The following is a 24,175-nucleotide window of genomic DNA, read 5'->3' on the forward strand; positions in this document are numbered from 1 at the left end:
CATCACACGAACGGGTGCAACCAGCGAAGCCGAAGAAGGAAGAAGTAGGACAAGGGACGTCCTACTTAGCAGGAACACTCACGACCATGGACCGCTTCCACATCGACATCCCCGAGTCCGAACTGGACGAACTCCACCACCGCCTGTCCCGGACCCGCTGGCCAGGCGAACTCCCCAACGCAGGCTGGAAATACGGCGTCAGCGAAACCTACCTGACCGACCTCGTCGACTACTGGCAGAACACCTTCGACTGGCGAGCCCAGGAAGCCGAGCTCAACGCCTTCCCCCAGTTCACCACGACCATCGACGGCCAGCGGATCCACTTCCTGCACGTCCGTTCCCCGGAACCGGACGCCACCCCGCTGATCCTCACCCACGGCTGGCCGAGCACCACAGCCGACTTCCGGCACATCATCGGTCCGCTCACCGACCCGCGGAAGCACGGCGGGGACCCGGCCGATGCCTTCCACGTCGTTGCACCGTCCGTTCCGGGCTTCGCATTCTCGGGCCCCACAAAGGAAACCGGCTGGAACACGCGCCGGACCGCCCTGGCCTGGGCCGAACTCATGCGCCGGCTCGGCTATGAACGCTACGGGGCCCAGGGTGGCGACTTCGGCAGCATCGTCTCGCCCGAACTCGGGCGGGTCGCTCCGGATGCCGTGCTGGGGGTGCACGTCAACGCCGTTGCCAATGCCGGGGTGCCGACCGCTCCCGGGGATCTCGAGCGACTGTCCGAAGCGGACCGGAAGCGGGCGCTGGAGAACCAGACCTGGTGGTACGCCCACTCCGGCTACGCCACGCAGATGGCCACCCGCCCGCAGACCCTCGCCTACGCCCTCAACGACTCCCCCGCCGGGCAGCTCGCGTGGAACCTCGAATGGTTCGTCGACTGGGATCCTGCCGCCACGGAGCAGACCCCGGTGAGCCGGGACGCGATCCTGACCGACGTGACGATCTTCTGGCTCACCCGCACCGCCGGCTCGGCCGCACGCCTCTACTTCGAGGCCACGGACAGCTGGGGTCAGCGGCCGGCGCCGTCCGGGGTGCCGACCGCCGTCGCGAACTTCCGGGGTGACCACGCCATCCGCGGCCTGGCCGAGCTGTCGAACACCGTGACTCGCTGGCGGGAGTACGACACCGGTGGCCACTTCGCGTCGCTGCAGGCGCCGGATGTCCTCGTCGACGACATCCGGGAGTTCTTCCGCGATCTCTAGGCGCGACGGCGGCGCTTGTCCACCGCTCCGTCGAGCAGAGGCCGCAGTTCCGTGACCACCGTGTCGAGTGGGGCGACGTCCTGGTGGGCCCGCGCCAGGACGATCGCGCCCTCCAGCGCGCTCAGCATCAGCACCGCCAGCGGCGTGCTGCGGGCCGGTGGCACGCCGAGCTGTTCCAGCGTGGCGGCGACCGGGCGCTGCCAGCCGTCGAACGCCTTGCCGACCGCTTCGCGCAGGCCGTCGCTCGTCGCGGCCGTGTCGGCGACCGTGGCGACCAGGGGGCAGCCGCCGTCGAAACCGTCCCGGGTGAACTCGTCACGCCACTGGGCGGCCATGGCCGCGAACAGCTTGCCCGGCGTCGGGTCCTCGATCTTCGCCGCGACGCGTGCCACCCGCCGGGCGGCGTAGTCGCCGGCCCAGGCGACGGCTTCGGCGATCAGCTGGTCCTTACCGCCGGGGAAGTAGTGCTGCAGGGATCCCCGGGGCGCTTCGGCGTGGGCGACCACGTCCCGCATGCCGGTCGCCCCGACACCCTGGATCCGCACCAGCTGCGCGGCGCTGAGCACCATCCGCTCGCGCGGCGTCCTCGTCATCGGCTGCCTCCTTCATGACGTCCGTCATGGTAGCCCAGTCCGGGACGACCAGCGCGAAGTCGCGTTCGCCGCGCTCGTAGGACGGCACCGGCCGGAAACCCTGGCGCAGCAGCAGCGCCTCGGCGCCGGTGTTGCCGGCCTGCACCGTGGCGCGCACCGTCCAGCCCGGCCAGCGCCCGGACGCCCACAGCCACCGGCTCAGCGCGCTGCCGATCCCCTGCCGCTGCCACGCGTCGGCGACGAGGATGCCGATCTCCGCCTCCCCCGGCGCCGGGGAGGCGAAGTTGAGCAGCCCCACCGGCGTGCCGCCGCGGTGGGCGAGCAGCGCGACGCCGTCCGGTGGTCCGGCGAGCAGGAACCGCTGGTAGCGCTGGAAGACGTCGGCCGGCCGAGCCGGGCCGCCCATCATGAACCGGCGCCGGAGACTGTCCGGTGAGCACGCCGCGACGAGGGCGGCGACCCCTGCGCGGTCAGCCGCCTCTATGACAGTGGTCATAGTCACAGGGGACCACACTCCGGCCCCGGACACACTATGACGGTCGTCATAGAACGACCGCGCGGTTCGCCCGGCGAGGCCACGGGTACGTTGCCGTGGCCGCGCTCCCCCACCGCGAAAGGCGTGCCCGATGCAGCTCTACGCCGAACGGCCGATCCGCCGTACCGCCCAGCTCGTCAGCGACCTACTGGCCGTGCTGCTCGTCGTCATCGCGGTGTGGCTCGGGACCTCGGTGTACGACCAGGTCATGAAGCTGCGGGCGCCCGGGGACGGGCTCGTCGACGCCGGCACCGGCCTGCGCGGCACCTTCGACTCCGCGGCGAACTCCGCCGACCGCATCCCGCTCGTCGGGGACGCGCTGGCCAAGGCCCTCCACGGCGGTTCGGACGTCGGCGGCAAGCTCACGGACGCGGGCCGGTGGCAGATCGAGGCCGTCGGGAACCTGGCCTGGTGGCTGGCGGCGGTCATCATCGCCCTGCCCGTGCTGACGCTCCTGGTGTCGTGGTTGCCGCTGCGCTGGCACTACGTCCGCCGCGCCACCGCGGCCGCGCGGCTGCGGGCCCTCGGCGACGAGGGCCTGGACCTCCTGGCCCTGCGGGCCCTGGCCACCCAGCCGCTGGGGCGGCTGGCTTCGGTGGGCGAGCCGGCCACCGGCTGGCGGGAACGCGACCGGGACGTCATCGCGAAGCTGGCCGGGCACGAACTGGCCCGCCACGGGCTCGCTCGCTGAGCCCCGGCGGGCCGGAGGTCTCCCCGCCGGGGCTCAGGACGCCGGCGAGGAGACCTCCGCACTCCGCCGGCTCAGCCGACGGAGGGGCCCATCCCGAGGGACTGCGGCGTGCTCGCGTCGGGCGAAGGCTGGTGCAGGCCCTCGTCCAGCGGACCGAACTCGGTCATCAGCGCCGGGCTGCCGCCCCACGGGGTCTGTTCCTCGGCGATCAGCGAGTTCGTCGTGAGCAGCAGGCCCGCCACCGAAGCGCCGTTCTGCACGGCCGAGCGGCACACCCGCAGCGGGTCCACCACGCCGAGGGCGATCATGTCCCCGTACCGGTCGTGCAGGGCGTCGAAGCCCTCGTCGCTGCCGAGCTCGCGGGTGCGGGCGACGATCTCGTGCGCCGGGTGGCCCGCATTGTGCGCGATCAGGAACGCGGGCTCGGCCAGCGCGCGCCGCACGATCTCGACGCCGATGGCCTGGTCACCTTCGAGCCCGAGTCCTTCCAGGGCTTTCTCGGCGTGGAGCAGTGCCGCTCCCCCGCCGGCCACGATGCCTTCGGCCATCGCCGCCCGGGTCGCCGACAGGGCGTCCTCGACCCGGTGCTGCAGCTCCTTCAGCTCGGCCGGGGTCGCCGCGCCGACGCGGACGACGGCGACCTTGCCGGTCAGGGCGCCGATCCGTTCGGTCAGGACGTCCTCGTCGACGCCGAACTGCGCTCGCTCCAGCTCCGCCCGCAGCTGCCCGACCCGGAACTCGACGGCCTCGGACGAACCGGCGCCGCCCACGATGGTCGTGCGGTTCTCGGTGACCCGGACCTGCTTGGCCCGGCCGAGGTGCTCCAGCGTCATCGTCTCCATCGTGAACCCGGACTGCCGCGAGAGCACCGCGCCGCCGACGATCGCCGCGAGGTCCTCCAGCTTGTGCAGCCGCCGGTCGCCGAAGCCCGGTGCGCGGACGGCGACCGACTGGAACGTGCCGTTCATGTGGTTGTGCACCAGCATCGACAACGCCGTGCCTTCGACCGTCTCGCCGATCACCACCAATGGCCTGGGCGCGCGCATCACCTTGTCCAGCAACGGCATCAGCTGCTGCACCTTGGTGATCTTCTCCGCGCACATCAGGATGTACGGGTCGTCGAGCACCGCTTCCAGCCGGCCCGGGTCGGTGACCAGGTACGGCGAGAGGTAGCCGTTGTCGAACTCGAAGCCTTCGACGAACTCGACGCTCATCCCGATCGACGGCGACTCCTCGACCGTCACCACCCCGCCGTCGCCGACGGTGTGCAGCGCCTTGGCGATGACCGCGCCGACGGCGTCGTCGTCGTTGGCCGAGATCGCCGCCACCCGCGCGTAGTCCTGTTCGGACACCACGGGGTGGGCCTGTTTCTCCAAGTGCGCCACCAGCAGCCCGACGGCGTGGTCGATACCGCGCTTGACGAGCACCGGGTTGCCGCCGGCCGAGATCGCCCGCATGCCCTCGCGGACGATCGCCTGGGCGAGCACGGTGGCCGTGGTGGTGCCGTCGCCGACGACGTCGTTGGTCTTGATCGCCGCTTCCTTGACCAGCTGCGCGCCCATGTTCTCGAACTGGTTCTTGAGGTGGATCTCGCGGGCGATGGTGACGCCGTCGTTGGTGACCACCGGCGAACCGGTGATCTTCTCGATGATCACGTTGCGGCCCTTGGGGCCCAGCGTGGACTTGACCGCTTCGGCCAGCTTGTCGACGCCCGCCAGCAGCAGGTCGCGGGCGTCCGAGCCGAACCGCAGTTCCTTCGCCATGGCTGCTCCTAGGGGGTGAGGATGGCCCGGCCGCGCACGCGCCCGGCGTCGAGGTCGGCCAGTGCGTCGAGCGCCGCGTCCAGCGGGTACTTCTTCGTGTGCAGGGTGACCTTCCCGGCCTGGGCGAGCACCATCAGCTCGGCCAGGTCGTTGTAGGTGCCCACGAGGTTGCCGATGATGTTGCGTTCGGTGGAGATGATGTCGATCGTCGGGATCTCGATGTTCGAGCCGTAGCCGATGACGAAGTGCGACCCGGCGCGCCGCGTCATCGCGAAGGCGTCCTGCTGGGCGCCCTGCTCGGCGACGAAGTCGAGGACGACCTCGGCGCCGTTGCCGCCGGTCAGGTCGAGCACGGCCTCGACCTGCTTGCCGTCGGCCAGCACCGTCTCGTCGGCCCCCAGGGTCGCCGCCAGTTCGAGGGCGTCGGCGTTGCGGTCGACCACGATCACGCGAGCGGCCGTCAACGCGCGAAGCGACTGGATGCCGATGTGCCCCAGGCCGCCGGCGCCATTGACGACGCAGGTGGTGCCCGGGTACAGCTGCGGGACGGCTTTGCGCACCGCGTGGTAGGCGGTGATGCCCGCGTCGGCGAGCGCGGCGACGTCTTCCGGGCGGGTCGCCGGGTCGAGCTTGATGCACGCCCGCGCCGACGTCAGCAGGTACTCCGCCATCCCGCCGTCACTGCTGATCCCGGGGAAGCTCCCGTTGGGACAGTGCATGTCGTCGCCCGCGCGGCAGGCGTGGCACAGCCCGCACGTCGGCGTCGGGTGCAGGATGACCGTGTCGCCGACCTCGACGTTCGTCACCGCCGGGCCGACCTCGTGCACCCAGCCCGCGTTCTCGTGGCCGATCGTGTACGGCAGCTCGACGCCGGACTTCTCGGCCCACTGCTCCTCGATGATGTGCAGGTCGGTGCGGCAGACGCCGGCGCCGCCGATCTTCACCACGACGTCGAAGGGGCCGGTGGCGCGCGGCTCCGGGACGTCTTCGATCACCGGGTGCTGGTGGTACTCGTGCAGCCGCACGGCCTTCATCCCGTGCCCTCCTCTTCGCTGGTCAGGGCGTACCGCGCGTGCAGCATGCCGCGGCAGACGCCCGAATTGGCCTCCATGCTCGTGCGGGTCAGCCGCGCAAAGGCGAGATACCGCTTCGCGTCGGCTGGGGTCGTACCGGTAGCCGGGTCGAGCAGCAGCGGGTCGCCGTCCTCGGCGGGCAGGCCGAGCTCGCGGCGGCGGGCCCGCAGCCGGTCCAGGTCGGGGCTCGGCGGGACGTCGCCGAGGGTCAGCGATCGCGGGTCCCGGCCGAGGGACCGGCAGACGCGGTCGGTGCCGGCCAGGACGGCCTTGCGGACGAAGTCGTACCGCAGCGTGTCGAGCTCGTCGACGGCCTCGCCGTCGAACGACGCCACGAACCCCCGCCGCGCGGCCACTCCGCGGTTGATGACGTCGGACGCGAAGTGGTCGTCGAGCCGGATGTCGAGCCCGGTCAGGCCCGGCACCCCGGCGACGGCGTCGTAGGCGTCCGCGACCATCAGGAACGCGAAGTTGGGCGCGCAGAAGTACGTGGGCAGCCGCAGCCGGACGACGGCGTGGCCCGCGTCGCTCACCTCGCAGCGGGCCACGAACCCGAGGTCGGTGAGGGGTTCGTCCAGTTCGGGATCCCGGACGGTGCCCAGCGCCGCCCACACGGCGGCGCGGGCGCCGGTCACCACGGCGGTCACGGGTTCGGCACGCCGACGGGCTCGACGTTCTTCGGGTCCGCGAGCTTCAGCTCCTCGGGGACGTCGATGTCGTAGAGCCGGGCGGCGTTCAGGCCGAGGATCTTCTTCTTCTGGTCGACGGTCAGCGGCGCGAAGTCCGACAGCTCGTCGTCATCGGGCATGTTCCAGTCGACGAAGCCCTCGACCTGCCACTTCGGTTCCCAGATGGCGTAGTCCGCGCCGAAGATCAGCTTGTCCTCGCCGAGCCAGAACATCAGCTCGCCCATGACCTTGGCGAAGAACTTCGGGCGGGCGTGCATCAGGCCGCCGACCACGACGGCGAGCCCCGCGTAGACGTTCCGCTCCTGGGTGGCCATGAAGCAGAAGTCCTCGATGCGCGGCAGGCCGACGTGCTCGACGATGAAGTTGAGGCCCTGGAAGCTGGTCGCCACCTGGTCCACATCGGACACGTCGAAGGCGTCCTTGTCCAGCGGCCAGATCGTCGGCCCCTTGTGGATGTGGACGTTCTTGACGCCGAGCTGCTCGCACTTCTCGAGGTAACGAGCCGCCGCGGGGTCCTTGAGGCTCCAGCCGCGGGAGCCGCCCCGCCACTCGGCCGTGTACAGCTTGACGCCCTTGCAGTTGTACCGCTTGACCCGCTCCTCGAACGCCTTCATCCCCGCGTCGCCTTCCCGCGGGTCGAAGGTGGTGTTGACGAGGAACTTGTCCGGGTGCTTCTCGGCCAGCGCGCCGTCGTTCTCGGTGGTGTTGAACCCGGTCTTGTACCACTGCCGCAGGTTGGTCGGCTGGAAGATGGCCTTGTCGACGTGCCCGACCTCGAACAGGTCGTGCATCATCAGTTCCTCGGAGTACTTCTGGAACCGGTCGATCGGCCAGTGCGTCTCCTTCGGGCCGAGCCCCTGGTAGGCGTGGAAGCACTCGATCCAGCCCTTGGCGTATTCCTCCTGGCCCTCCACCCAGTTCTCCGGGCTCGCGTCCCAGAAGTGGGTGTGGGCGTCCACCACGAAGTATTTTTCGCCGTCTTTTTCGTACATGGGTGATCCTTCCTGAGCGGATCGAGTGCTGGTGCCTAGCGAACGGGCTTGAGGTCGAAGTCGAGGTATTCGGCCGCGTCTTCGGGGTTGGCGAACATGATCGTGCGGTCGTCCTCGTGGATCATGCGCCCGTAGTGGGTGGACATGCTCTCCTCGAACTCGGCCGCGTTGAACCAGCCCTCCTCCTCGCCGGCGGCCTCGTCGACCTCGGCGTAGACGAGGTCCGTCCGGCCCCGGGCGTCGACGCGGATCATGGACGGCAGCGGGGTGACGGTCACGTTCTCCTTGGCGGCCATGACTTCCGCGATGATCGCGCCCACCTGGTTGTTCATCAGGGTGAACCCGCACATGTTCGACGCGGTGTTGTCCGCCTTGAACGGGCTTTCCGCGGTCTTGAAGACAGTCACTGGCCCAGCTCCTCCGGTGCTTTGAGGCCCAATTCGGACAGGATGCCGGCGAACCGGCTCTTCACGCGGTCGAGACCGTCCTCGAACCGGATCGGCTTGGCGTCGGGCTGCGACCACAGCGGCTGCAGCGCGCGGGCGGCGGCGATGCTCTTCGGCACCCAGTCCGCGAGCCACTTCTGCAGCAGCGCCTTGTTGTGGTCGGCGAACTCCTTGTCGTTGATCAGCAGGTGGAACAGCGGCTTGGTGTAGCGGAGGTCGCGTTCGGAGAAGTCGAACTCCTCGGCGCCGATCAGCGTCGGGGTGACGAAGTCGCCGTTCGCGGGCGCGGCCTGCTGCACCAGGTTGCTGCGGAACAGCTCGCCGACCAAGGGTTCGAAGACGACGTTCGCGGCGAAGATCGCCTCGCCCCAGTCCCAGATCCCGGTCAGCTGCTCGGCGGTCTCCCGCACGCCCTGCCAGGCCGGGTCCTCGTTCCACGTCGAGAGGTGGGCGGTGCCGTCGAAGCCCTCGATCTCCTCGGCGAGCGTCAGGTTGTAGAGCGCCAGGTCCTGCGCCGCGCGGATGCGATGCATGCTGTTGACCGAGATCGCGTTGTTGTGCATGTTCGTCGGGGCACGGCGGTTGGCGTTGGCGAACAGGTACAGGCCGAGGCCGTGGTCGACGTGCATCCACGCGCCGACGTGCTTGGCGACGAAGTCGACCCAGTTGCGGTTCCACTGCTCGAACGCCTTGGCCTGGCGCGCGGCGTCGATGTTCTGGTTGAGCTGGCGGACGACGTTCGCGTTGTACCGGTAGAGAGTGAGCTCCCACTCCTCGTTGGGGTCGCGGAACTCGTGCCAGCCGAGTGCCGGCCAGTCGTAGCCCTTGCCGCCGGAGCCCGGGCCGCGTTCGGGCAGCGGCCGGTCCGAGCCCCACGCCTTCAGCGCCGTCCACTCCAGCGGGTAGCCGCCCTGGCCGTCGGCGAAGGCGTAGAGCCAGCCCTGGGACAGGTAGTGCCGCGGGTCGGGCTGGACCTCGACGGTGACGTCCTCGTAGTGGCTCTGCTTGCGCTTGGCCGGAGTGAAGTAGTTGTACTGGCGGGCGGCGGAGTCCGGGAAGACCTTCGCGCCCGCCTCGGCGTCGGTGAACGTCGGCTTGGGCACGCTGCGTTCATGGGTGGCTGTCATGGGTTCCTTACCCTTCGCCCGTGGTGGTGAACTTGTCGTAGAAGACGCGCTTGCCGTCGACGCCGAGCGCGGGCAGCAGCTCCAGCGCCGCCTCGACCATCGGCGGCGGCCCGCAGACGTAGGCGTCGGCACCGGTGAGGTCGACGCCGGCCCGGCGCAGGACGTCGGTGACGAACCCGGTCTCGCCGGTCCAGTCGTCGTCACCCGGCTCGGAAAGCGCCGGTACGTAACGGAAGTTCGGCAGCTTCTCTTCCAGCGCCCGCAGCTCCGCCTCGAAGCAGAGGTCGTGACGGCGGCGGGCGCCGTAGTAGAAGGTCGCCTTCCGGTCGATGCCGCGCTCGGCCATGGACCGCAGCAGGGACAGGATCGGCGCCATCCCGGCGCCGCCGCCGACGAAGACGAGGTCCTTGCCCGGGTTGTCCCGCAAGGTGAACACCCCGAACGGGCCGGTCACCCGAAGCCGGTCGCCGACCGCGACTTCGGCGTCGAGGAACCGGGAGAACAGCCCGTCGGGGTAGATCTTGATGACGAACTCGAGCAGCCCGTCGCGGGCCGAGGTGTTGGCCATCGAGAACGACCGCGTCTCCTCGGTCCCCGGGATGGCGAAGTCGAGGTACTGGCCGGGGAAGAACTTCAGGTCCTGGTCCAGCCGGACGACCAGGTGCCGTAGGTCGTGCGTCACGTTCTCGTTGGCGACCACCTCGACCTCCGCCTCCTGGATCGGCAGGCCGGACTGGATCATCTCCTCGTCGTAGTTGAGCAGTTCGATGGTCAGGTCTTCGTAGGCGTGGGCCCGGCACAGCAGCGTGAAGCCTTCCTCCTTTTCGTAGTCGGGGAGCGCGAAGGTCGAGTACCGGTCGTGTTCGACGTCGTCGCCGTCGAGGAGGAACGACTTGCAGGCCGCGCACTGCCCTTCCTTGCAGCCGTGCATGAGCATGACGCCCTGCTCGGCGGCGGCGCGCAGGATCGTCTGGTCCTCGGCGACGTCGATCTCGATCCCGACCGGCTCGAACCGGACGCGGTGCTTTTCGTTCATGCCGGACCCTGCCCGTCAGGCCTGCGGTGCCGGGCGCCCGGCCGGGCCCTGGCGGTTGTAGTCGGCCACGAACGCGGCGCGCTGCTCGGCGGTCATCTGGTTGAGCAGCACGTTCGGCGACTGCACCTCGGGCATCCGGCGCAGGTGGTCGAGCGTCCACATCTTCTTCGGGTCGAGGTCCAGGTGCGGCTGCGCGACCATGGTCTTGCCGTCGTCGCGGACGAAGCCCATGTCGGAGACGACGTCGGCCCAGTTCCAGCCGTGGTAGAGCGTCTCCCACTCGCGGGCGCCGACCAGCTGGCCCATGTTCGGGGTGTTGCGGCCCTGGTAGGTGGGCCGGAACGCCTCGGCGTCGGTCCAGCGGCACGTTTCCGAGCAGTACGTGCGGTGCTGGCCGTCGACCTCGTCGACCACCATGTCCTCGCGGATGAGGCACGGCACCATGCAGGTCCAGCAGCGGTGCGGGTACACGTAGTCCACGTCCTCGGCGACGATCGGGTGGTGCCCGTTCGGCGTCGCGAGGCGGTTGTAGTTCTCCCACCACTTCCCGTACTTGTCGTACCAGCCCGGGTACTTGTACTCGAACCACTCGAAGTCCTCGTCGGTCATCGGGTCGATGCGCCAGTAGTTGGCGAGCCACCCGGTGGCGAAGAACTGCGCGACCTCGTGGACGTAACCCTTGTTCCAGATCCGGTTCCACGCTTCTTCGATGAGGTCGTGCGGGATGACGAGGCCGTACTTCTCGAGCGGGACGAGGTAGGAGCGGTAGTAGTCGTCGTAGATCCAGCGGCGCCACATTTCCGCGTAGCTTTCGCGGTCCTTGCGGCGGTCCTTGGTGCCGTACTCGATGAACGTGCCGATCGCGGCGTCGACGACGGCGTGGTTGTTCCACCACGCGTACCGCAGGTCGCGTTCGAGCAGCTGGTGGTTGCTTTCGTCGGACAGCGCCATCAGCAGCGTCGCGTAGCCGTTGCTGATGTGGCGGGATTCGTCGGACTGGACGGAGTGGAACACCGTGGGCAGCAGGTAGTCGCCGTTGGCGGCGGCCTCGGCCGGCATGGCGACGAACAGCGTGTTCGTGAACGCCGTTTCGGCGACGATGGTGAGGTAGATGCTCGCCGCGGTGATGGCGTCACCGGTGATGAAGCCCTCGGCGAACTGGCGGCCGATCGTGCCGCAGTAGTCGTTCTGGAAGTTGCGCAGGCTCGAGTTGAACCCCGCCGGGTCGATGTAGTTCTGCATGTACAGGCGCTTGAGGTTCTGCTGGATCGTCGAGTGCCGGACCTCGTCGATCATCTGGATCGCCTGGCCGTTGTGCAGTTCCGGGTTCGGCACCGTGCGGAACAGCAGCGGCATCGCCCGCGCGGCGGAGATCTCCGGCAGCGGGATGATCGACAGGAACAGCTTCTGCCACTCCAGCCAGCGTTCCTGGACCTGGCGGAACATGTTGCCGCGGATCGCGCCGTCCTCGGCGCCGTAGACCCGGTGGTCCTTTTCCTCCTGCATCGGGAAGTACGAGCGGAGGACCTGCTTCAACGGGTCCTTCTTCTTGGCCTTCCGGAAGGTGTAGTCGGTCCCGTAGTGCGAAACCGGGGTGTGGTACGCCGGTTCCCACGACAGTTCCTGGATCTTCTGGTGGGCTTTCGCCACACTCTGGCGACTCATGGACCAACTCCTTATCTCCTGAGCTCGCCGCCCGGGGCGTCCTCCTGCGTTGACCATTAGGCGGGCATCCGCGGGGGACGCGGGTCTCAATCTGAGACAGAACCGCTGTTCAGGGCGTGTCGAGCAGCCGCGCGCGCAGCCCGGCCAGCTCGTCGTGGATCCCCGCCTGCACGCGCGCGTCACCCTCGACCGTCGGAACGATCCCGAACGCGCGCAGCAGCGCAGCGGCGGGTTCGCCGGGGTCGCCCGACGCGCCGAGCGCCGGGTGCAGGCCCTGCTCGGCCAGGTGCGTGAAGACCAGGTTGACGATCGTCCAGGGGTTGTACGTCTCGGCGGCCATGCGTCCATCGCACCGCCGGTGGCCCGCGGAGAGCGTCTCAATTTGAGACACCGGTCCGGCCGTCGCACGGCTTACCCTGGACGGGCGGCACAACGGGTGTGCCCGCACCCACGTGGGCCGCGGGGAAGTGGAGGTCACGTGGACGAGACGGCCCTGGTCGCCGGCGACGAGCTCGCCCGCTCCCGGGTGCGGTTCCTGACCGCCGAAACGGTCCCCGCGGACACGGTCCGGCCGACGATACTGGCCTCGTGGCGGCGGTCGCGGGAGTTCCAGGTCGAAGCCGACCGGATCGACCCGCTCTACCTGGGCGACCAGAACCTCGACATCCCGCTCATGCGCGGCGCCGAACCGGTGCTCGACAAGCTCGGCGAGCAGTTCGACGGCCAGCCGATCAGCCTCATCCTCACCGACGCGAACGGCGTCGTGCTCACCCAGCGGACCGGCGACGCCGACCTGGCCCGGCACCTGGAGCGCGTCGAGCTGGTGCCCGGGTTCAGCTACGGCGAGCAGTCGGTCGGGACCAACGGCATCGGCACCGCGCTGGAGGACGGCCGCCCGACGGCGGTGTTCGGGCACGAGCACTACGCCGAGCACCTGGAGAACCTGGCGTGCGCCGGGGTCCCGATCCACCACCCGATCTCGGGCAAGAAGGTCGGCGCCGTCGACCTCACCTGCTGGTACAAGGACGCGGGCGGGCTGCTCGTCGCGCTGGCGCGGTCCACGGCCGAGCAGATCCGCCAGGCCCTGCTGCGGCACAGCGACCTGCGGGAGATGCTGCTGTTCCAGGCCTACCTGCAGACCTGCCGGCGGTGGACGGGCATCGTGCTGGCGTTCAACGAGGACATCGTGATGATGAACGACCGGGCTCGGCAGCTGCTCGACCCGGCGGACCAGTCGGTGCTGCTCGGCCACGCCACCGAGGCGCTGGCCGAGGGACGGCGGACCCCGGCGACGCTGTCCCTTTCCAGCGGGCTGCGGGTGCGGGTGTTCTGCCGCCGCGTCGCGGGCCGGCGCGAGTCCGACACCGCGGGCGGCGTGCTGTCGGTGAAGCTGATCGAGGCCGAGGAGACCCTCGCCGTCCCGACGCCGATGCTGCCGATGTACCTGCCCGGCGTCGTCGGCTCGGCGCCGCTGTGGCTGCGCTGCGGGCACGACCTCGACACGGGCCACCAGCGCGGCGAGTGGGTCGCGCTGGAAGGCGAGCCCGGGACCGGGAAGCTGACCCTGGCCAAGGGCCTCCACCAGCGCCACCACCCGGCGGCCCGGCTGCTGACCGTCGACGCGGCCCTCGGCGCGGACTGGGCCGCGCTGCGGCGCGAACACGCCGAAGCCCCGGTCCGCACGCTGGTGATCCGGCACGCCGAACGCCTGAACGCCCCCGCCGCCGACGCGCTGGCCGCGGTCCTGCGGCAGCTGCGCGAGGCCCCGGACGCGCCGTGGGTGGTCGTCACGCTCGTGCCGGAGGCCGAAACCGAGCCGGCGCTGGCCGAGCTGCTGAAGTTCTTCCCCCGGACGGTCCGGGTGCCGCCGCTGCGCCACCACGTCGAGGACCTCGCGGAACTCGTCCCGCTGGTGCTGAGCAAACTCGGCTACGGCGGACGGCTGACGTGCTCGGCGGCGGCGCTGCACCTGCTGATGCGGGCGGAGTGGCCGGGCAACACCGGCCAGCTCCACCAGGTGCTGCGCAAGGTGGCCCAGCGCCGCCGGGCCGGCACCATCCGCCCCGGCGACCTCCCGGCCGAGTTCCACGCGGTGACGCGGCGGCCGCTCAACCGCTTCGAGTCGATCGAGCGGGACGCCATCGTGCGGTGCCTGGAAGACGCGGACGGCAACAAGGTCCGGGCGGCGAAGCTGCTGGGCATCTCACGGGCGACGATCTACCGCAAGATCCACGAGTACGGCATCGTGCCGCCGGCCCGGTAGCGACGCGGCCGGCCGGCCGGAAGCCCTCGGTTGCGTGGCCCGCGGCCCGGCGGCTGGTGCACGCGGCTGCCGCCATCCCGGCGCTCGGCGCCGCGCCGCTGTGAGTGCCATCCTGGACGGCATGCCGACCCGGTGGACGTGCCCGCGCTGCGACCGCGAGTTCGCGCGCGCCGGCCAGGGGCACACCTGCGTGCCGGGCTGCACCGTCGAGGAGACCTTCGCCGGCAAGCCGCCGTGGCAGCGGGCGGTCTACGACGCCGTCCTCGCGCACCTGCGGAGCCTCGGCGACGTCCACGAGGACGCCGTCAAGGTCGGCGTGTTCCTCAAGCGCGACCGGAAGCTGGCCGAGCTGCGCCCGCGGTCGCGGGACGTCCTGGTGTACCTGTGGCTGCCCCGGCCGGTGGAAACGGCCCGCATCGCCCCGGCGAGCTGGGCGAGCGGGCCGCGGGTCGGGCACCGGCTGAGCCTGCGCGCGGTGTCCGATGTGGACGACGAAGTCCGCGGCTGGCTGACCGCGGCCTTCGCCGTCTCCTGAAGTTCAGGACCCGGTGGGACCCGTCCAGCCTTCGGGGACGTGACCGAGGCGGACCCGCTGCGGGTGGTCGCCGACCGGCACCGAGACCAGCTTCCGCCCGGTCGCGAAATCGATGGCGGTCACCTGGTCGGCGCCGGCCTCGGAGATGATGCAGGCGCTGCCGTCGCCGCTCACCGTCGCCCAGTACGGCTTCACCGCGGGCACCAGCGTGCCCTGCTGCAGGGACGCGCGGTCGACGACCGTGGCGTAGTCGTCCATGGTCCCGGCGATGCAGAGCTTGGTGCCGGCCGGGTTCATCGACATCCCGTGGTGGCGCGAGTCGTTGACGAAGGTCTTGCGGTCGTCGCTGGTGGCCGGGTTCTTCGGCAGTTCCTTGACCCGGGTGATCTTGTCGGTGGCGACGTCGTACTCCGCGAAGCCGTTGAAGAACGACACCTGGAAGTACAGCTTCGACTCGTCCGGGGTGAAGGCGACCGGGCGCACGGCGTCCGAGAGGTCGCTGCGGCCGAACGCGTCGAGCCGCTGGCGCATGTCGATCACCTTGACCTGGCGGAACGTCGAGGCGTCGACGACGGTGATGTGCCGGTCCCCCTTGGTGAAGTCCCAGCCCGGGTCGTCGAGGTCGGTGTTGACCTCGCCGATCGACATGTTCCAGATGTAGCGGCCGCCGTCGGTGAAGACGTTCTCGTGCGGCTTGTCGCCGGTGGCGAAGGAACCGACCTGCTGCCCGGTGACGATGTCCAGCACGTGCACGGTGTTGGACGTCGACGCGGAGACGGCGACGCGGCGGCCGTCCGGCGACACCGCCATGTGGTCGGACCGGAAGCCCGACACCGGGAAGCGCCAGTTGATCCGGCCCGTGGTGAGGTTGATCGAGACGACGTCGGCGAAGCTCGGCCGCGACGCCACCACCGAACCGCCGTCCGGCGTGGTGTACATGTCGTCGACGAACTGGTCGTGCCCTTCGCCGGGCCCGTTGCGGATGCCGAGGAAGAAGGCGAGCTTGACCGGGTTGAGGTAGATCTCCGCCAGGCGCTGGTCCTTGTCCGGGATGATGTTCACCCGCGCGATGCGGGCGAAGGAGCCCCGGGACTGGATGACGTCCGCCGTGCCGTCCCAGTTGTTGCCGACGAACATCACCTCCCGCAGGGCGGCGCCGGTCGCCGGCACCGCGGCGCCGGTCGCCAGCAGGGCGACGGACGCGGTGAGGCAGGCCAGCCGGGAGAGGTACGACCGCTTTCGACGGGAATCGTGCACGGGGAGACACCTTTCGACACTGAAGAGGTGCGGTGGATTTCGCGGGGAAACGGGGTTACTGTCCGGTATTGTCACGATAACCGGCCACCGGAGCCGCTCCGGTAGGGCCGCTCGCCCAACACCGCGGCGCGGTGTTGTGGCCCGGCCACAACGGGAGGGTGCCGTGCCGGCCTCGCCGCTGCTCCGGCAGGTGCTGGACGAGATGGCCGCGGACGACACCGTCGTCGACGAGCTGGTGAAAGCCGCGCGGAGCCAGTCACCCGGCGTCGCGCGGCTGCCGGAGGCCGAGAACCGGCGGCACGTCCGGTTCCTGCTGTCGGCCGCGCTGCGCGCCACGACGAACCCCGACTCCGCGGACTACACCACCGCCGAGGCCCTGGGCGCCGACCGCGCCGCACAGGGCGTCCCGCTCACCGAACTGCTGCGCGGGGTCCAGGCCGGCCGCACGCTCGCGGCCCGCTTCGCCGTCGAACGCGCCCGCGCCGCGGGCCTGCCCGACGACGTCATCCTGGAGACGGTCCTGGACGCCGAGCGCTACACCGGCGCGCTGGAACGGCACATCGTCAAGGGCTACCACGCCGCCGAGCTCCAGCTGTCCCGCACGGTGCGGGACGCGCGGACCCAGCTGCTGCGCACCTTGCTGCTCGCCGGGCACCCGCCCACGCCCGAAGAACTCCGGCAGGCCGGGCTGCGTCCCGAAGGCCGGTACTCGTGCGTGGTGTCCGATGTCAGCGACCCGGCGCGCGCCCGGACGCTCGAGCAGGCGCTGCTGGAGTTCGGCGGGGTGTACGGGCTGGTCGAGGGCAGGCTCACCGGCCTCGCCGCCCGGCCGCCCGGCGGGGTGGCGCTCGCCGACGGCGCCCTGCTGGTCGTCGCGCCGCCGGCGGCGCTGCCGGAGCTGCGGGAGGTGCACCGCCTCTGCACGGCGGCCGCGCGGATCGCCGGGCCCGGCTACCACGACCTCCCGTCGCTGGCGGGCGAAGTCGCCCTGGCGGCCCAGCCGTTGCTCGGGGACCTGCTCACGACCGACCTGCTCGGCGCGCTCGACCCGGCCAACGCGTTCCACCGCGAGCTGGCGGCGACCGCGCTGGCCTACCTGGACCACGGTCAGCGCCTGCGCCCGACGGCGGACGCGCTGCACCTGCACCCGAACACGGTCCGCTACCGCCTCGACCGGCTGGCCGAGCTGACCCCGGTGGCGCTGGCGGAGAACAGCGGCGGCCGCGTCCTCGACGCGGTGCGGTCGTGGTGGGCCCTGCACCACTGGCTGGGCGGCCGATAGGGTCACCCGCATGGCTGGACCTCCCCGCATGCCGGCGACCACACCGACCGGAGAATGCGTTTTCTGCGCGATCGCCTCGGGCCGGGCCCCGGCGGCGTTCGTGCACGAGGACGCGGAGTTCGTGGCGATCGTCGACCTGCGCCCGGTGACGACCGGTCACCTGCTGGTGCTCCCCCGCGCCCACCACGCGGACCTGGCAGCGCTGCCGGCTCCGGCGGGCGCGCGGATGTTCACCATCGCCCAGGAACTGGCGGCGGCGCTGCGCCGCACGGACCTGCGCTGCGAGGCGATCAACCTGTTCCTGGCCGACGGAGAAGCGGCGGGCCAGGAGATCCCCCACGTCCACCTGCACGTGATCCCCCGCTTCCCCGGCGACGGCTTCGTGCTGAGCGCCGACTGGCGGGTCCGGTCGCGGGAGGAGCTGGCGGAGGTCGCGGAGAAGGTCCGGGCGGCGCGTTAGGCCTTGTGGAGCTTGTCCGGGTGGTGCACGGCGGTCTTCCCGGACTTCTCGCTCTTGACCAGGTACTGGGGGTTGTCGGGGGACGCCTTGACGTCCCGCTTGCCGGCGTGGGTGTCCTTGGTGATCTTCTCTTCGACCGTGCCGACCGAACTCTGGTTGCCGGCGTCCCAGCGGACGCGGTCGCCCTTCTTGAATTCCTTGCTCATGGCGGGCCGGGTACCCGCGAATCCGCGCGATCACCGGCGACTTCGGGCCGCCGCCCCGATACGGTGACCGCGTGGAGCAGAACGAGCGGCACCGGCACGCCTCGTCGTTCGGCGTGGCGGCGGCCGCCTACGCCGAGCACCGCCCGGACTACGCGGCCGCCGCGGTGCGCTGGGCACTGGCCCCCGCACCGGGCCGGCGGGTGCTCGACCTCGGTGCCGGAACCGGCAAGCTCACCGCGACGCTGGTGGCCTTGGGCCTCGACGTGACCGCGGTCGAGCCGGACCCGGCGATGCTGGCGCAGCTGCGCCGGACCCAGCCGGATGTCCGCGCCCGGCCGGGCAGCGCGGAGACGATCCCGCTGCCCGCCGCGTCCGTCGACGCGGTGGTGGCCGGCAACGCCCTGCACTGGTTCGACATGGCCGTCGCGGGCCCCGAGATCGCCAGGGTCCTGGCGCCGGGCGGAGTCCTGGCCGGGCTGTGGAACGTGGTGGACGACCGGGTCGGCTGGGTGGCCGGGCTGGCGCGCGCCGCCGGAAGCGCGGTGATCGGCCCGCGGGACACACCGACCGGCTGGCGCGCCGAAACAGCCGGGCTCCTGCGCGGGACCGACGGCTTCGGTGAGCCGGAGCGGGCCGAGTTCCCGCACGGCCAGCGCCGCACGGCCGATTCCCTGGTGGCGGCGTTGACCACCCGGGCCGGCGTGCTGGTCATGCCGGAACCGGAGCGCGCGGACACGCTCCGCCGGATCCGGGCTTTTCTCGCCGGTGCACCGGAAACGGCGGACGGCGAGTTCACCCTCCCGATGCTGACCTGCGGGCTGCGGTGGGTTATCGGTGATCACCGCGGGTAAGCGTCCCGGATGGACGACGAGGAAACGCGCCGCGAGTTCGCCGGCAGCGTCAACATGACCGCCAAGCAGCTCGACGACTGGCTCGAGACGGACGAGTCGAAGGCGGCCGGGCAGCACAAGGACAGCGAGTCGATCGGGCACAAGTCCGGCCGGCGCATCGCGGAGATCCTGCGGAAGAAGAAGGACGACCTGACCGGGGACGATCTCGCGCACATGCGCAAGGTCGTCGGGTACGTGCACCGGCACCTGGCGCAGCGGCCGTCGGGAGACGTCAAGGACACCACCTGGCGGCACTCGCTCATGAACTGGGGGCACGATCCCCTGCACTAGCCGCGTAGTCCTGCAGCTCCAAGGCGTTCGCCGCTTCGCGGATCGGGCGGGACATCTGCTCCAGGACGCGGTTGCGGCCCGGGAGGTACGGCATCAGCCTGATCATCCGGGTGTTGAACCACGCGAACGCCCGGGACTGCGGGATGATCCCGCGCAACGCCGTCTTCGCCAGCGCCTGGTTCTTCTCGATGAACGGCCGCATCGAAGACTCGTAGCGGGTCAGCGCCTCGGAGAAGTCCGCTGCCAGCTCGCCCGCCAGGACGTACGCGCCGACCAAGGCCAGGCTGGTGCCCTGGCCCGAGGCCGGGGACGCGCAGTAGCCCGCGTCGCCGAGGAGGACCACCCGGCCGGTCGACAGGCTGTCCATGACGATCTGGCACACCGGGTCGAAGTAGAAGTCGTCCGCTTCGCGCATGGCCTCCAGCAGGGCCGGGATCTGCCAGCCCAGGTCCGCGAACCGGTCCGCCACGATCGCCTTCTGGCCCTCGACGTCACGGCGGTCGTAGGGCATCGGCGGCGCCGTGAACCAGAACGCCGCCTTCGCGTCGGCTGAGCGGGCCGTGCTGTAGACGTTCACCATCTTGCCCGGGGCCGCCGAGTGCAGGAGTTCCCAGCGGTCCAGCTGGAAGCTGTTGGGGACCGTCGCGATGGAGATGTACGCGTCGAAGCGGCGCAGGTAGTCCTCCTCCGGGCCGAACGCCAGCGCCCGGACGCCCGAGTGCAGGCCGTCCGCGCCGACCACCAGGTCGAAGTGGCGGGGTGCGGCGTGGGCGAACGTCACCTCGACGCCGTCGGGGCGCTGGTCGAGCCCGGTGATCCAGTCGCCGAAGAGGTACTCGGTGTCGCCGCGGGTGGCGTCGTACAGGATCCGGGCCAGGTCGCCGCGGAGGATCTCCGTGTCGTCGCCGTGGCGGAAGCCGAACGTGTCCGCGTCGAGGGTGGCCAGCTCTTTGCCGCGCTTGTCCACGAACGCCGCGCCGCGCATGTCCGTGCTCGCCGCGTGCACCTCCGCCAGCAGGCCCATCCGGCGGACGACGTCGACCGCGACGCCGCGGATGTCGACCTTGTACCCGCCTTCGCGCAGGCTCGGGGCGCGCTCGACGACCGTGGCGTGGAAGCCGTGGCGGTGCAGCCACCAGGCGAGGGCGGGGCCGGCGACGCTGGCGCCGGAGATCAGGATGTTCTTCGTCATGCCGCGAAGCATCGGCGAGGCCGCTGACCGCTCACGAACCGAGCGCGAACCGCCGCTGACCGACCTCCTCGACCGCCTGCTCAGGCGGCATTTCCCGGCCCCGCCCGAACGCCTTGGCGTACGCCTCGGCGCCGATGCGCGCCCGGACACGCCCGGCCACCCCGGCGACGTCGGCGTCCCCGGTGACGGGCGCGCCGCGCAGCCCGACGGCCACGCCGAGCAGGAACGCCGCGCGTTCGTCCTCCTCGCGGCCGGCGAGCACCCCGGCCAGTCCTTCGATCGCCTGGGCGGCACCGGGCAGGTTCGTGTGCTCCAACGCCGTGGCGAGCGCTTCCTGGTGCAGTTCGGTCGCCTCGTCGAGGTGGCCCTCGGCGGCCGCCGTCCAGCCGAAGCCGGTGTGCAGCCGGATGCGGGTCTCGCCGCCGGTCACCGGGTCGGTGGCGAGGGCGAGCGCCGCGGAGTACCAGCGCCGCGCCGTCGTCAGGTCGCCCGCGCGCCGCGCGATCTCCCCCAGCCCGCCGCGGGCGCGGGCCAGTGTCAACGGCGTGCCCGCGGCGCGCGCCTGCTCGGCGGCGGTTTCGTAGTCGGCCTGCGCCGCCTCGGCGTCGCCGGCGCGCAGCACGCCGTCGGCGCGGCGGCACAGCAGGTCGGCCGCGTCTTCGGTGGCACCGAGCTCGCCGGCCAGCCGGACGGACTCGTCCATCAGCGCGCGGAACCGCGGGTGGTCGCCGCGCCAGTCCGCGAACTCGGCGAGCTTCTCCAGCGCGCTCGCCTCGCCCCAGCGGTCACCCAGGACGCGGAAGGCGTCCAGTGACGCCGAAAAGTGCGCTTCGGCTTCGGCGATCCGGCCGCCGTACTGCGCGCCGAGGCCGTCGCCGATCCGCGCGAACGCGCGTGACCAGGCGTCGGAGCCGAGCAACGCGGCCAGCCGTTCGCCCTCCTTGGCTTTGGTACGCGGGGAAAACGCCCACAGCAGGAAGAGGTACGGGTACCGCAGCGGCCCGTCGAGCCGCTGCAGGATCGGCTCGATCGCGACGTCGGTGGCCGACGCGTGGATCGCGCACAGGACGTACTCCTCGGCCAGCCCGGGCGGCGGCTCGGGGCCGACGGCGGCGAGCACGGCGTCCGCAATCGGCGTCGCCTCGCTGCGCACCCCGCGCAGCCACCAGTACCAGGACAGGGCCGCGATGAGCCGCAACGCGGTTTCCGGGGCTTCGGCGGCGCTCCAGCGCAGGGCCGCGTGCAGGTCGGCGTGTTCGGCGGTCAGCTCGGCCAGCGCCGTCAGCTGGTCGGCGCCCCGCAGTTTCGGCTCGTGGGTGCACGCGAAGTCCAGGAAGTACTTCGCGTGCGCCGCGCGCCGGTCGTCGCCCCGCTCGGCGCAGAACGCGCGGATGGTCTCCAGCATCCGGTACCGGCGGCCGTCGAACTCGACGAGGGACTTCTCGACCAGCCCGGTGAGCACCGCGTCGGGAACATCGCAGACGCGTTCGACGGCGGCCGGCCGAGCGCCGCCGGCGAACACCGCGAACCGGCCCGCCAGGAGCTGTTCGTCCGCGTCGAGCAGGTCCCAGCTCCACTCCACGACACCGCGCAGGGTCCGGTGCCGCGGTTCGGCGGTCCGGTCGCCGCGCGAGAGCAGGCCGAACCGGTCGCCGAGCCGGGCGGCGACGTCGTCCGCGGACAGCGTCCGCAGCCGGGCGGCGGCGAGTTCGATGGCCAGCGGGAGGCCGTCGAGGGCGGCGCAGATCCGGGTGACCGCGCCGGCGGCGGGTGCCTCGCCGGGGGCGACCGCCGCGGCCCGGTCGGTGAACAGCCGTTCCGCGGCGTCGGCGGGCAAGGCGCCGACCGGCACCAGCGTCTCGCCGGTCAGGCCCAGCGCCTCCCGGCTGGTGGCCAGGACGCGCAGGCCGGCGCACTCCCCCAGCAGGCGCCGCGTCAGCCGGGCGGCCTCGGCGACGACGTGTTCGCAGTTGTCGAGGACCAGCAGCAGCGGCCGGTCGGCGAGCCCGGCGGCGAGGCGGTCGGCCGGGTCGGCGGGCGCGCCCGGGGTCAGCACGCCCTGTTCCCGCAGGCCCAAGGCGGCCAGGACGGCACGCGGGACGTCGGTGGTCGCCGCGAGTTCGACGAAGCAGACTTCGCCTGCCACCCGGGCCGCGGCTTCGACGGCCAGCCGCGTCTTGCCCGCGCCGCCCGGTCCGGTGAGCGTGACGAGCCGGGCTTCGCGCAACGCCGTCGTGAGGCGGTCGAGTTCGACGCGGCCGACGAACCCGGTGAGCGGCACCGGCACCCGGCGCGCCGGGACGGGGGTGGCCCGGAGGGCCGCGGCGTGCGCGTTCGCAAGCTCGGCCGACGGGTCGGCGCCGAGTTCGTCGGCGAGCCGTTCCCGGATCCCGGCGAACACCGCCAGGGCTTCGGCGGACCGCCCGCTGCCGTGCAGGGCCCGGATCAGCTGGGCGGAGAGCCGTTCGCGCAGCGGGTGTTCGCGGGCGAGTTCCCACAGTTCGGCGACGAGCCGGTCGTGCCGGCCGAGAGCGAGTGCGGCTTCGACGCGGTCCTCGGTCGCGGCCAGCCGCAGTTCGGCCAGCCGGGCCGCGCGCGGCGGGTCGGCGAGCCCGTCGAGCGCCGGCCCCCGCCACAGCGCGAGGGCCTCGTCCAGCAGCTCCAGGGCCCCGGCCGGGTCGGGCGTCTCGCGAGCCTGCGCGGTGAGCCGTTCGAACCGGTGGACGTCGACGTCCTGGGGATCGACGGCCAGCCGGTACCCGGCCGGGGTGAATTCGACCAGGCCGTCGGGCGCGCCGCCGTCCCGCAGCCGCCGCCGCAGGCGCGAAACCTGGGACTGCAGGGCCTCGGCCGCGCCCTCGGGCGGGTGCTCGCCGTGCAGGCCGTCGATGAGCCGCTCGGCGCTGACGACCCGCCCGGCATCGAGGGCGAGCAAGGCGAGCAGCCCGCGCAGCTGCGGCCCGCCGAGGGCGACCGGGGTCCCGTCGGCACGGCGGGCTTCGACCGGCCCGAGGATGGCGAACTGCACACCGGCGATTCTGGCCCAGCGCAGAGGTCCGGCGGCCGGCTTTCGGTGAATCCGGCCCGGCCGGGCGCCGCGGTCAGCTCCCGGTGATCCGGACCGGCCGGTCCCTCGCGTCGAGGAACTCCAGCAGCCGCGCGGCCTCGTCCTCGATCTCCGCCCGCTCCGCCGTCGAGAGCCGATCGTGCGGCGAGACCTCCAGGCCCGTGCCGTGCAACCGCCAGTCCGCGCGGTAGAAGCCGTCCACCAGCAGCGTTCCCCGCGATGCGCCGTTGCCGGGCGGCAGCGGGACCCGCCGGCCGGGCGGGAGCACCCGCGTACAGCACCTCGCCGGACTCCGCGCGCACCGTCCGCAGTTCCATCGGCTCCACGACTTCCCGCAGCTTCGTCAGCCCCGACCACGCCTGGACGTCGGCGACCGACGCCGGGCCGAACGCGCGCAGGTAGCGCCGTACGACGTCCTCGATCGGCGGCTTTTCGGCCAAGGGGCGGCCGAGCCAGCCGTCCAAGGTCGTGAGCACGGCCGGACCGGTCGAGCCCCAGACACCGCGGGGCGGGAGCTGGGCCGTCGGGACGAAGTAGCCGACCGCGTACGAGAGCGCTTCGGCGTCGTGCTCCGGCCGGCGTTCGGCGAGGAGATCCCGCAGCTGCCGCCGGGTGCGCGGCCGTTCCTCGAGCCACGCCCGCCCGGCGGCCGCCACCGCGCCGAGGTCGGCGTCGCCGATCCGGCCGCCGAAGTGCCCGGTGTAGCCGCTCGCCACGACGCGCTGGATCAGCGGCCGCAGGATCAGCGCGTCCTCGGCGAGGGCGAGGTGGACCGTCCCTCGCATGAGCGACGCACGCACGGCGGCACGCCCGGTGATCAACGCGGCCGGTTCTTCCGGCCGGAAGCCCGAGATCCGTGTCCACAACCCGACGTACGGTGCGAGCGGGGCCTGTGCCTGCATTCCGAC

At 71.7% G+C, this 24,175-nt stretch carries 23 protein-coding genes and 1 pseudogene; 8 read left to right on the forward strand and 16 right to left on the reverse strand.

The features are described from left to right. The first annotated feature begins 86 nt into the window (after positions 1–86). Positions 87–1,214 carry an epoxide hydrolase family protein gene (locus tag AB0M93_RS26825; RefSeq protein WP_364277472.1) on the forward strand — a complete coding sequence of 376 codons (1,128 nt, stop codon included), beginning with the start codon at positions 87–89 and terminating at the stop codon, positions 1,212–1,214. Here the strand turns inward: AB0M93_RS26825 and AB0M93_RS26830 are convergent. After that, entirely contained in the window at positions 1,211–1,720 is a 510-nt protein-coding gene (locus AB0M93_RS26830; protein WP_364278023.1) for a TetR family transcriptional regulator C-terminal domain-containing protein, read from the reverse strand. The two genes, AB0M93_RS26825 and AB0M93_RS26830, sit on opposite strands and share 4 nt — an antisense overlap. Beyond that, a complete protein-coding gene (locus tag AB0M93_RS26835) occupies positions 1,662–2,303 on the reverse strand; it encodes a GNAT family N-acetyltransferase (RefSeq protein ID WP_364277475.1) in 642 nt (213 codons plus the stop codon). The genes AB0M93_RS26830 and AB0M93_RS26835 overlap by 59 nt, the downstream gene beginning before the upstream one ends. Positions 2,304–2,433: 130 nt before the next feature. On the opposite strand from AB0M93_RS26835, the gene AB0M93_RS26840 reads away from it, so the two are divergent. Continuing rightward, complete coding sequence (locus AB0M93_RS26840) at positions 2,434–3,033, forward strand: hypothetical protein (RefSeq protein ID WP_364277478.1); 600 nt, start codon at positions 2,434–2,436, stop codon at positions 3,031–3,033. Between the two features lie 71 nt (positions 3,034–3,104). Here the strand turns inward: AB0M93_RS26840 and groL are convergent, their stop codons facing one another. From groL to AB0M93_RS26885, 9 genes are all read right to left on the reverse strand, one after another. Beyond that, positions 3,105–4,796: a chaperonin GroEL gene (groL, locus tag AB0M93_RS26845; RefSeq protein ID WP_364277481.1), complete on the reverse strand. Its 1,692-nt coding sequence runs from the start codon at positions 4,794–4,796 to the stop codon at positions 3,105–3,107. 8 nt (positions 4,797–4,804) lie between these two features. Next, complete coding sequence (locus tag AB0M93_RS26850) at positions 4,805–5,830, reverse strand: NAD(P)-dependent alcohol dehydrogenase (protein ID WP_364277484.1); 1,026 nt, start codon at positions 5,828–5,830, stop codon at positions 4,805–4,807. Next, positions 5,827–6,516, reverse strand: coding sequence for an iron-sulfur cluster assembly protein (locus AB0M93_RS26855; protein ID WP_364277487.1), 690 nt, complete (start codon positions 6,514–6,516; stop codon positions 5,827–5,829). The genes AB0M93_RS26850 and AB0M93_RS26855 overlap by 4 nt, the downstream gene beginning before the upstream one ends. After that, a complete protein-coding gene (locus tag AB0M93_RS26860) occupies positions 6,513–7,550 on the reverse strand; it encodes an amidohydrolase family protein (protein ID WP_364277490.1) in 1,038 nt (345 codons plus the stop codon). The genes AB0M93_RS26855 and AB0M93_RS26860 overlap by 4 nt, the downstream gene beginning before the upstream one ends. Positions 7,551–7,585: 35 nt before the next feature. Beyond that, positions 7,586–7,957: a propane 2-monooxygenase effector subunit MimD gene (mimD, locus tag AB0M93_RS26865; RefSeq protein ID WP_364277492.1), complete on the reverse strand. Its 372-nt coding sequence runs from the start codon at positions 7,955–7,957 to the stop codon at positions 7,586–7,588. Beyond that, positions 7,954–9,123, reverse strand: coding sequence for a toluene hydroxylase (locus AB0M93_RS26870; protein WP_364277495.1), 1,170 nt, complete (start codon positions 9,121–9,123; stop codon positions 7,954–7,956). The genes mimD and AB0M93_RS26870 overlap by 4 nt, the downstream gene beginning before the upstream one ends. Positions 9,124–9,130: 7 nt before the next feature. Beyond that, a complete protein-coding gene (locus tag AB0M93_RS26875; protein WP_364277498.1) occupies positions 9,131–10,159 on the reverse strand; it encodes a 2Fe-2S iron-sulfur cluster binding domain-containing protein in 1,029 nt (342 codons plus the stop codon). Positions 10,160–10,174: 15 nt separating this feature from the next. Further along, positions 10,175–11,824: a methane monooxygenase gene (locus AB0M93_RS26880; protein WP_363994068.1), complete on the reverse strand. Its 1,650-nt coding sequence runs from the start codon at positions 11,822–11,824 to the stop codon at positions 10,175–10,177. Between the two features lie 109 nt (positions 11,825–11,933). Continuing rightward, positions 11,934–12,164: a hypothetical protein gene (locus AB0M93_RS26885; protein WP_364277501.1), complete on the reverse strand. Its 231-nt coding sequence runs from the start codon at positions 12,162–12,164 to the stop codon at positions 11,934–11,936. Positions 12,165–12,302: 138 nt separating this feature from the next. On the opposite strand from AB0M93_RS26885, the gene AB0M93_RS26890 reads away from it, so the two are divergent. Then, the gene (locus AB0M93_RS26890) at positions 12,303–14,087 is read left to right on the forward strand and encodes a helix-turn-helix domain-containing protein (RefSeq protein WP_364277503.1); all 1,785 of its coding nucleotides are present in this window, start codon (positions 12,303–12,305) and stop codon (positions 14,085–14,087) included. Between the two features lie 121 nt (positions 14,088–14,208). Then, positions 14,209–14,622, forward strand: coding sequence for a DUF5655 domain-containing protein (locus tag AB0M93_RS26895; RefSeq protein WP_364277506.1), 414 nt, complete (start codon positions 14,209–14,211; stop codon positions 14,620–14,622). A gap of 3 nt (positions 14,623–14,625) precedes the next feature. Here AB0M93_RS26895 and AB0M93_RS26900 read toward each other — a convergent pair whose 3' ends face one another. Beyond that, on the reverse strand, positions 14,626–15,759 hold the full coding sequence (locus AB0M93_RS26900) for a YncE family protein (protein ID WP_364278026.1): 1,134 nt from the start codon (positions 15,757–15,759) through the stop codon (positions 14,626–14,628). 283 nt (positions 15,760–16,042) lie between these two features. On the opposite strand from AB0M93_RS26900, the gene AB0M93_RS26905 reads away from it, so the two are divergent. Both AB0M93_RS26905 and AB0M93_RS26910 read left to right on the forward strand, forming a co-directional pair. Continuing rightward, positions 16,043–17,161, forward strand: coding sequence for a helix-turn-helix domain-containing protein (locus AB0M93_RS26905; protein ID WP_364277509.1), 1,119 nt, complete (start codon positions 16,043–16,045; stop codon positions 17,159–17,161). A gap of 10 nt (positions 17,162–17,171) precedes the next feature. Continuing rightward, positions 17,172–17,621, forward strand: coding sequence for an HIT family protein (locus tag AB0M93_RS26910; RefSeq protein WP_364277512.1), 450 nt, complete (start codon positions 17,172–17,174; stop codon positions 17,619–17,621). Here the strand turns inward: AB0M93_RS26910 and AB0M93_RS26915 are convergent. Continuing rightward, positions 17,618–17,827 carry a DUF2945 domain-containing protein gene (locus tag AB0M93_RS26915; RefSeq protein ID WP_364277515.1) on the reverse strand — a complete coding sequence of 70 codons (210 nt, stop codon included), beginning with the start codon at positions 17,825–17,827 and terminating at the stop codon, positions 17,618–17,620. The genes AB0M93_RS26910 and AB0M93_RS26915 overlap by 4 nt on opposite strands. A gap of 71 nt (positions 17,828–17,898) precedes the next feature. Between AB0M93_RS26915 and AB0M93_RS26920 the strand changes: the two genes are divergently transcribed. Both AB0M93_RS26920 and AB0M93_RS26925 read left to right on the forward strand, forming a co-directional pair. Then, on the forward strand, positions 17,899–18,678 hold the full coding sequence (locus AB0M93_RS26920) for a class I SAM-dependent methyltransferase (protein WP_364277518.1): 780 nt from the start codon (positions 17,899–17,901) through the stop codon (positions 18,676–18,678). A 9-nt stretch (positions 18,679–18,687) separates the two neighbouring features. Beyond that, entirely contained in the window at positions 18,688–19,008 is a 321-nt protein-coding gene (locus AB0M93_RS26925; RefSeq protein ID WP_364277521.1) for a DUF3140 domain-containing protein, read from the forward strand. Here AB0M93_RS26925 and AB0M93_RS26930 read toward each other — a convergent pair. From AB0M93_RS26930 to AB0M93_RS26940, 3 genes and pseudogenes are all read right to left on the reverse strand, one after another. Then, positions 18,977–20,200, reverse strand: a complete 1,224-nt coding sequence (locus AB0M93_RS26930) for an FAD-dependent monooxygenase (protein WP_364277525.1) — start codon at positions 20,198–20,200, stop codon at positions 18,977–18,979. The genes AB0M93_RS26925 and AB0M93_RS26930 overlap by 32 nt on opposite strands. A gap of 31 nt (positions 20,201–20,231) precedes the next feature. Next, positions 20,232–23,228 carry a BTAD domain-containing putative transcriptional regulator gene (locus tag AB0M93_RS26935; RefSeq protein ID WP_364277528.1) on the reverse strand — a complete coding sequence of 999 codons (2,997 nt, stop codon included), beginning with the start codon at positions 23,226–23,228 and terminating at the stop codon, positions 20,232–20,234. 73 nt (positions 23,229–23,301) lie between these two features. Then, positions 23,302–24,169: pseudogene (locus tag AB0M93_RS26940) on the reverse strand (crosslink repair DNA glycosylase YcaQ family protein). Positions 24,170–24,175: the final 6 nt, after the last annotated feature.

The sequence above is a fragment of the Amycolatopsis sp. NPDC051102 genome (assembly GCF_040682815.1).
In the GTDB taxonomy this organism is placed as follows: Bacteria; Actinomycetota; Actinomycetes; order Mycobacteriales; family Pseudonocardiaceae; genus Amycolatopsis.